We start from the raw sequence: 7,073 nt of genomic DNA on the forward strand, positions 1-7,073 counted from the left end.
CCGCTACGAGAAACGGGCCTACACCTACCTCGGCACCGTCACCCTTGCAGCCCTCATCATCTGGCTCCGCACATGATCCGAGAAACAGCGCCTAGGCCCCTGGACCTCTAGAGCTCTATATCTCGCCCGCACGCAGCCGAGCGACCTGCGCCGCGCTGAACTCCGCCGTACGCCTCATGTACTCGGCGATCAGGGCGAGTTGGGCATCGTCGAGATCGCCGAAGAGGGCCGGCCACCCGGCGCCCAGCCGGTCCCACACCCGCCCGAACTCGGCGGCCTTCTCCGGCACGGTCACCACCAGCACCTTCCGCCGGTCGGCCGCGTCCCGCTCCCGCACGACGTACCCGGCCCGCTCCAGCCGGTCCACCAGCCGCGTCGCCGACCCGGTGGTCAGCCCGGTCAGCGCGGCGATCCGCCCGGTCGTGACCGGCCCGCTCTCCAGCGTCAGCAGGTTGAGGCACTGCAGATCCGTCGGATGCAGCCCGAGGTGGTCGGCGACGGCCTGGTTGAAGAGGGCGTATGCCGCCATATGGCGGCGGGAGACAGTGAACAACTCCTCCAGCAGTCGCTCACGTGCCATACGTCCGCCCTCTCACAGCCCTGTTTCCTCTGCGCCGCGCAGAGATCGTTCGACGCAACGGACGAGGCCCGTCAGAAGAAGTACGCGTCCCCGGTGTCCAGCACCAGCACCCGCTGCCGGTCGTTGTGCCGGTTCCGGTCCACCGCCCCGCCGCTCCACACCGTGTCGATGTCCAGCAGCACCTCCGACGGCACACCCCGCAGCCGCACCAGCAGCTCGACGGGCTCCCCCACATCGTCCGCGGCCAGCGCCCCGACCCGGCACAGCACCACCCGTACGCCCGACCGCGCACACCCGCCCGGCAGCACCTGCCGGTTCGCGAGCGGCTCCGACCAGCGCAGCCGTACCGTCGCGTCCGGCACGGCGGCCGGACCGTGGTTGCGCGGAGTGAACCGCACATCGACCCGCCCCGAGGCCATGGCCGCGGACCCGTGATACGCCAGATCGGCCTCGGGACCGGGCATGGCCCCGGCCACCGGAGCCGTGCCACCGACCGCCACCAGGGCCGCGACGCCCACCGTGACGCACACCAGATGAACCCGCATATCGCCCACTCCTCACTCCACGTGGTCGTACGGATGTATCCCACGCGGAGCGCACGACAGGCGCCGTCCATCAGGTGACAGCACCCGTGGCAGGCTGCGGGCATGCTCGTCGCCCGCTCAGCCGCCCTCTTCGTCCTCGCCGCCCTCTTCGAGATCGGCGGCGCCTGGCTGGTCTGGCAGGGCGTACGCGAACACCGCGGCTGGCTGTGGATGACCGGCGGCGTCCTGGCCCTCGGCGCCTACGGCTTCGTCGCCACCTTCCAGCCCGACGCCCACTTCGGCCGCATCCTCGCCGCGTACGGCGGCATCTTCGTGGCCGGCTCGATCCTCTGGGGCATGGTCGCCGACGGCTACCGCCCGGACCGCTGGGACATCACGGGAGCGCTGATCTGCCTCGCGGGCATGGCGGTGATCATGTGGGCCCCAAGAAACTAAGGGTGCCATCACCAACCCAGAAGGGGCGCGGGACCGTATCGATATGCGGCTCCGCCGCGTGGGCGCGACCAGCCCCCACCGGCCTGCAGCCGCCCCATTCCGCACCCTCCACGGCGCCTAGACTTGCCACATCAAGGCCGCACACTGAACCCCGCCGAGGAGCAACCCCATGGCCCCGTCCCGCATAGCGATCGTCACGGGTGCAAGCAGCGGAATCGGCGAAGCCACCGCACGGCAGCTCGCCGCGTCCGGCTACCGCGTCGTCCTGACCGCCCGCCGCAAGGACCGTATCGAGGCGCTGGCGGAGGAGATCATCGCGGCGGGCCACCAGGCGGCGGCCTACGCCCTGGACGTCACCGACCGCGCGGCGGTCGACGAGTTCGCCACCGCCTTCAAGACGATCGGCGTCCTGGTCAACAACGCGGGCGGAGCCCTGGGCGCCGACCCGGTCGCGACCGGCGACCCGGCCGACTGGCGCCAGATGTACGAGACGAACGTCATCGGCACGCTGAACGTCACCCAGGCCCTGCTCCCCGCACTGACCGCGAGCGGCGACGGCACGGTGGTGGTCGTCTCCTCCACCGCAGGCCACGGCACCTACGAGGGCGGCGCGGGCTACGTCGCCGCCAAGCACGGCACCCACGTCCTCGCCGAGACCCTCCGCCTGGAGATCGTCGGCACCCCGGTCCGCGTCATCGAGATCGCCCCCGGCATGGTCAAGACGGACGAGTTCGCGCTGACCCGCTTCGGTGGCGACCAGGACAAGGCGGAAAAGGTCTACCAGGGCGTCGCCGAACCCCTCACCGCCGACGACGTGGCGGACACCATCAACTGGGCCGTGACCCGCCCCAGCCACGTCAACATCGACCTCATGGTCATCCGCCCCCGCGCCCAGGCCTCGAACACGAAGGTCCACAGGGAGCTGTGATGGAAACGAACAGCGACGACGGAGAAGAGCGCCGCCTCAAGCAGGAGAAGAAGAACGAGCGCTACATGTGGTGGTGGCTCGGCTACTTCCTCTTCGGCATCCACATCGTCGCGTTCGTCATGATCTACGCGGTGACGCACGCCCCGAAATAGCAGGCGTCGGGCCCCGGCCACCACCTAGGGTCCCCTCCGTGGACAGACACGTACCCTTCTCCGACCTGCACAACTTCCGCGACCTGGGCGGCTGCACCACACCCGACGGCCACCGCGTCCGCCCCGGCCACCTCTACCGCGCCGACTCCCTGGGCAAGTTGAGGCCGGACACGCCCGACTGGGACCACTTCCTGTCCCTCGGCATCCGCACGGTCATCGACCTCCGCCACCCCTGGGAGGCCGACGGCCACGGCCGCATCCCCTCCCACCCCTCCTTCACCTACCACAACCTCAGCATCGAGCACCGCCCGTACAACCAGGCCGCGTTGACATCTGACGTCGACCCCGGCCCGTACCTGGCGGAGCGCTACACGGAGGTGGCTGAGGACGGCACGAAGGAGATCCGGCGCGCGCTGGAACTGATAGCCCAGGCAGCCGATGCGAACGTCCCGCTGGTCTTCCACTGCGCCTCGGGCAAGGACCGCACAGGCCAATTGGCGGCACTGGTCCTGGGTCTGCTGAACGTCCCGACCTCGACGATCATCGAGGACTACACCCTCACCGAACTGGCCGCGCCCGCCCTGCTGGCGGACTGGATCGCCCGCCACGACGGCCGCCCCCCGGCCTGGCCGTCCTTCGGCCGAGCCCCGGCCTCGGCGATGCGCCTGTTCCTGGAGGCCCTGACGAGGCGCTACGGCTCGATCGAGGGCTATGTGACCGAGGCCCTGGACCTGGACGCGGGAGCCCTGTCCGCAACTCTCCGCGCCAATCTCCTGGAACCCCAGCGCGCAGGTAACCCACAGGGGTGAACAAAGAGTCCTGGCCTGCCTTGGCCAGGACTCTCTGTCACAGCTCAGCGGGTCAGCCCTTCACGCAGACGACCTGCTTCAACTTCGCCACGACCTCCACGAGGTCCCGCTGCTGATCGATGACCTGCTCGATCGGCTTGTAGGCGCCCGGGATCTCGTCCACGACGCCGGAGTCCTTACGGCACTCCACGCCCCGCGTCTGCTCCTCCAGGTCCTTCGTCGAGAAGCGCCGCTTGGCCGCGTTGCGGCTCATACGCCGACCGGCCCCGTGCGAGGCCGAGTTGAAGGCCTTCTCGTTCCCGAGACCCTTCACGATGTACGAACCGGTGCCCATCGAGCCCGGGATGATGCCGTACTCCCCAACCCTCGCACTGATCGCCCCCTTGCGCGTGACAAGCAGGTCCATGCCCTCGTAGCGCTCGCGGCTCACGTAGTTGTGATGGCAGCTCACCTCGGGTTCGAAGGTGACTCGGGCCTTCTTGAACTCCTTGCGGATCACGTCCTTGAAGAGGGCCATCATGATCGACCGGTTGTACTTGGCGTACTCCTGAGCCCAGTAGAGGTCGTTCTGGTAGGCCGCCATCTGCGGGGTGTCCGCGACGAAGACCGCAAGATCGCGGTCGATCAGACCCTGGTTGTACGGAAGCTTCTGGGCCACGCCGATGTGGTGCTCCGCCAGCTCCTTGCCGATGTTCCGGGAACCGGAGTGGAGCATGAGCCAGACCGAACCCTGATCACTTATGCACACTTCTACAAAGTGATTCCCGGATCCGAGCGTTCCCATCTGCTTCGTGGCGCGCTCCTGACGGAATTTGACCGAGTCCGCGACTCCGTCGAACCGCCCCCAGAAGTCGTCCCAGCCCGCGGTCGCGAACCCGTGCATCCGGCCCGGCTCAACGGCGGAGTCATGCATCCCCCGTCCCACCGGAATGGCCTGCTCGATCTTCGACCGCAGCCTCGACAGATCCCCCGGCAGATCATTCGCCGTCAGCGACGTCTTCACCGCCGACATCCCGCACCCGATGTCCACCCCCACCGCCGCAGGGCACACAGCCCCCTGCATGGCGATGACGGACCCGACCGTCGCACCCTTCCCGTAGTGGACGTCCGGCATGACCGCCAGCCCCTTGATCCACGGCAGGGTCGCCACGTTCCGCAGCTGCTGCAGCGCGACGTCCTCGACCGTCGACGGGTCGGTCCACATGCGGATCGGGACCTTCGCGCCCGGCATTTCCACGTACGACATATCGTCCTCATTCCCCCGGAATCACAACAGAAGTCTTAAATCGCAAAACCGGCGCCAGGATCAACGAAAGGGACAACGGACCGGCGTTCACGGCAGTGCGTGCGATACACATTGTCTCCAGGGGACGCCCCCGTGCGGCAAGCGAATAACCTGCGGGGACACTGGTGGACCCGGCACCGACACACACCGTCGAGAGGAGCCCGACCGTGCAGCGGAAGGCCTATGTACCCGGCGTCGCCGCCCTCCTCGCGGCGCTGTTGGCCGGCTGCACCGGCAGCTCGTCCGGCGGTGACACGACGGACAACACCAACCCCGGCCAGGCCGGCACGGCAACCGCGGCGGCCGAACCGGGCAAGTACCGCACGCTCCCGGAGCCCTGCGGCGCGATCGGCCACAGCACCCTCGACTCGCTCCTGCCCGGCATCAAGCAGCTCACGGACGCGGAACAGAAGGAGCAGGCGTACGCCGGCGAGGCCACGCAGACGTTCGACACGGACCGCAAGGTCGGCTGCGGTTGGAAGGTGGAGTCCACGGACGCCACCGACCACCTGTCGATCGACTTCGAGCGGGTGGTGTCGTACGACACGACGGTCAGCGACGCCACACAGGCGCAGCAGCTCTTCGCGGAGAAGGAGACGGCCGCCGACCTCCCGGCGGTGGCGACTTCGAGCGAGAGCGCCACGTCGGATGTCGAGGTGAGCTCCTCCGCGTCCCCGAGCGACTCGGCGTCCCCGAGCGGCTCCGCGTCCACGAACACCTCCGCGAGCGGCTCCGCGTCCCCCTCCGCGACCCCGTCGGACCTTCAGCCCCGTCTGCTCGACGATCTCGGTGACGAGGCCTTCCTGGACGACGCGTTGAGCAGCTCCGGTTCGACGGCTCAGCAGCGCACGGTGACTGTGGCGTTCCGCACGTCCAACGTGATCGTGACGATCGAGTACGTGGAGCAGCCGGCGACGGTCGGCGTCGCCCCCGACAGCAAGGGAATGCAGGACAAGGCCCGGAAACTGGCCTCTCAGCTGGCGGACTCGCTGGCGGGTTAGCGCCTCTTCACACCCCCCTCACGCCCGCGCACAAAGCGGGTGAAGCACGATCGCACGGCTTCCTCACCGCGTACCGTGGCCCCTCGGACCAGAGCCGACGACAGGAACCACGAGCGTCATGAGTGAAGGAACCATGCAGCGACGAGCACAGCGAGACCAGCTGGATCAGCGAGCAAAGCGCCTCAACCGCGTCCTTGTCTGCGCGGCCGCAGTCCCCGTGATGCTGATCGCAGCTGGCTGCTCCTCGGACTCCGACTCCGGTGACGGCGGCACCAAGGGCGCGAACAGCGCCGCTTCGGCCTCGGCGTCAGCGAGCGCGTCACCGACGGTGCAGGCGGCGCTGTACAAGTCGCTTCCGGAAGCGTGCGGGGTGTTGTCGAAGAAGACGCTGGGCTCGCTCGTCCCGAAGGCCTCGAAGTCCGGCAAGAAGGGCACTTCGGACGCGTCGACGCGCGCCAGCTGCTCCTGGAGCAGTCTCGACAACAACGGCGTGAAGGGCTCCCAGTTCCGCTGGCTGAACGTCTCGCTGCTGCGCTTCGAGTCGGACACCTCGCGCGGTTCGGGCGAGAAGCAGGCCCTGGCGTACTACGACTCGCAGGTCCAGGACGTCCAGGCGGTGGACGGCGCGAAGAACACGAAGTCGGAGCCGGTCACCGGGATGGGTGACGCGGCGACGGTGGTGACGTACGACCTGAAGAAGAAGGAGGGTTCCTTCAAGCAGCAGACGGTCGTGACGCGCATCGAGAACGTCGTCATCACCCTCGACTACAACGGCGCGGGTCTGGCCGGCGAGAAGACCCCGAGCGCGGCCACGCTGGCGAAGGTCGCGGAGAAGGCCGCCAAGGAGGCCGTGGCCTCGGTGTCGAAGGCCAACGGCTATGGCTCGACGGCGGGCTCGGCAAGCCCCACACCGTCCAAGTCCGCGTCGAAGTCGCCGTCCAAGTCCGCCTCGCCGTCTACCTCGAAGTCGGCATCTCCGTCCAAGTCGACTGCGAAGAAGAGCTGACGGAACGTACCGGCCACCCGTGCGCCGCACAGATGTGCCACCCTGTTGCGCGCAACAACACGCAAGGGGAGGGGATTACGGGTGGCCGCGCCAATGCAGCTGACTCGGACGCACCGCATTCTCATCGGCGTGGTCGTGGCCGGCGCTGTGGTCATCGCCGGCATCGGCTTCGCGGGGTCCTATGCGGCCGTTCGTGAACTAGCCATCCAAAAGGGCTTCGGGAACTTCAGTTACGTCTTCCCGATCGGCATCGACGCGGGCATCTGCGTCCTGCTCGCCCTGGACCTGCTTCTGACGTGGATCCGCATCCCGTTCCCGCTGCTCCGCCAGAC

10 protein-coding genes are annotated in these 7,073 nt (G+C 68.3%); 7 read left to right on the top strand and 3 right to left on the bottom strand.

Annotated features, from left to right (window positions below; all coding sequences use genetic code 11):
- Nucleotides 1-115: 115 nt before the first annotated feature.
- A complete protein-coding gene (locus tag IG08_RS0152665) occupies nucleotides 116-580 on the bottom strand; it encodes a MarR family winged helix-turn-helix transcriptional regulator (RefSeq protein ID WP_030621857.1) in 465 nt (154 codons plus the stop codon).
- Nucleotides 581-651: 71 nt separating this feature from the next.
- The gene (locus tag IG08_RS0152670; protein WP_030621859.1) at nucleotides 652-1,125 is read right to left on the bottom strand and encodes a hypothetical protein; all 474 of its coding nucleotides are present in this window, start codon (nucleotides 1,123-1,125) and stop codon (nucleotides 652-654) included.
- A gap of 102 nt (nucleotides 1,126-1,227) precedes the next feature.
- Between IG08_RS0152670 and IG08_RS0152675 the strand changes: the two genes are divergently transcribed.
- From IG08_RS0152675 to IG08_RS0152690, 4 genes are all read left to right on the top strand, one after another.
- The gene (locus IG08_RS0152675) at nucleotides 1,228-1,560 is read left to right on the top strand and encodes a YnfA family protein (RefSeq protein ID WP_030621861.1); all 333 of its coding nucleotides are present in this window, start codon (nucleotides 1,228-1,230) and stop codon (nucleotides 1,558-1,560) included.
- Nucleotides 1,561-1,729: 169 nt separating this feature from the next.
- Nucleotides 1,730-2,488, top strand: a complete 759-nt coding sequence (locus IG08_RS0152680) for an SDR family NAD(P)-dependent oxidoreductase (RefSeq protein WP_030621862.1) — start codon at nucleotides 1,730-1,732, stop codon at nucleotides 2,486-2,488.
- On the top strand, nucleotides 2,488-2,640 hold the full coding sequence (locus IG08_RS61040) for a hypothetical protein (RefSeq protein WP_199821145.1): 153 nt from the start codon (nucleotides 2,488-2,490) through the stop codon (nucleotides 2,638-2,640). The genes IG08_RS0152680 and IG08_RS61040 overlap by 1 nt, the downstream gene beginning before the upstream one ends.
- Before the next feature lie 38 nt (nucleotides 2,641-2,678).
- Entirely contained in the window at nucleotides 2,679-3,449 is a 771-nt protein-coding gene (locus IG08_RS0152690; RefSeq protein ID WP_043457628.1) for a tyrosine-protein phosphatase, read from the top strand.
- A gap of 52 nt (nucleotides 3,450-3,501) precedes the next feature.
- Here IG08_RS0152690 and IG08_RS0152695 read toward each other — a convergent pair whose 3' ends face one another.
- Nucleotides 3,502-4,695 (bottom strand): RtcB family protein, encoded by a 1,194-nt coding sequence (locus IG08_RS0152695; protein WP_030621865.1) that lies wholly within the window; start codon nucleotides 4,693-4,695, stop codon nucleotides 3,502-3,504.
- Nucleotides 4,696-4,901: 206 nt separating this feature from the next.
- Between IG08_RS0152695 and IG08_RS0152700 the strand changes: the two genes are divergently transcribed.
- From IG08_RS0152700 to IG08_RS0152710, 3 genes are all read left to right on the top strand, one after another.
- On the top strand, nucleotides 4,902-5,735 hold the full coding sequence (locus tag IG08_RS0152700) for a hypothetical protein (protein ID WP_030621866.1): 834 nt from the start codon (nucleotides 4,902-4,904) through the stop codon (nucleotides 5,733-5,735).
- Between the two features lie 118 nt (nucleotides 5,736-5,853).
- The gene (locus tag IG08_RS0152705; RefSeq protein ID WP_078656148.1) at nucleotides 5,854-6,741 is read left to right on the top strand and encodes a DUF3558 family protein; all 888 of its coding nucleotides are present in this window, start codon (nucleotides 5,854-5,856) and stop codon (nucleotides 6,739-6,741) included.
- Nucleotides 6,742-6,822: 81 nt separating this feature from the next.
- Nucleotides 6,823-7,073, top strand: a 251-nt coding sequence (locus IG08_RS0152710) for a DUF2637 domain-containing protein (protein WP_158812417.1), incomplete at its 3' end; no start/stop codon positions are given.

Source organism: Streptomyces fulvoviolaceus, assembly GCF_000718165.1.
GTDB classification, from domain to species: domain Bacteria; phylum Actinomycetota; class Actinomycetes; order Streptomycetales; family Streptomycetaceae; genus Streptomyces; species Streptomyces fulvoviolaceus.

Coding starts and splice junctions, on each gene's coding strand:
- IG08_RS0152665 (WP_030621857.1), bottom strand. CDS start 580: ATGGCACGTGAGCGACTGCTGGAGGAGTTGTTCACTGTCTCCCGCCGC.
- IG08_RS0152670 (WP_030621859.1), bottom strand. CDS start 1,125: ATGCGGGTTCATCTGGTGTGCGTCACGGTGGGCGTCGCGGCCCTGGTG.
- IG08_RS0152675 (WP_030621861.1), top strand. CDS start 1,228: ATGCTCGTCGCCCGCTCAGCCGCCCTCTTCGTCCTCGCCGCCCTCTTC.
- IG08_RS0152680 (WP_030621862.1), top strand. CDS start 1,730: ATGGCCCCGTCCCGCATAGCGATCGTCACGGGTGCAAGCAGCGGAATC.
- IG08_RS61040 (WP_199821145.1), top strand. CDS start 2,488: ATGGAAACGAACAGCGACGACGGAGAAGAGCGCCGCCTCAAGCAGGAG.
- IG08_RS0152695 (WP_030621865.1), bottom strand. CDS start 4,695: ATGTCGTACGTGGAAATGCCGGGCGCGAAGGTCCCGATCCGCATGTGG.
- IG08_RS0152705 (WP_078656148.1), top strand. CDS start 5,854: ATGAGTGAAGGAACCATGCAGCGACGAGCACAGCGAGACCAGCTGGAT.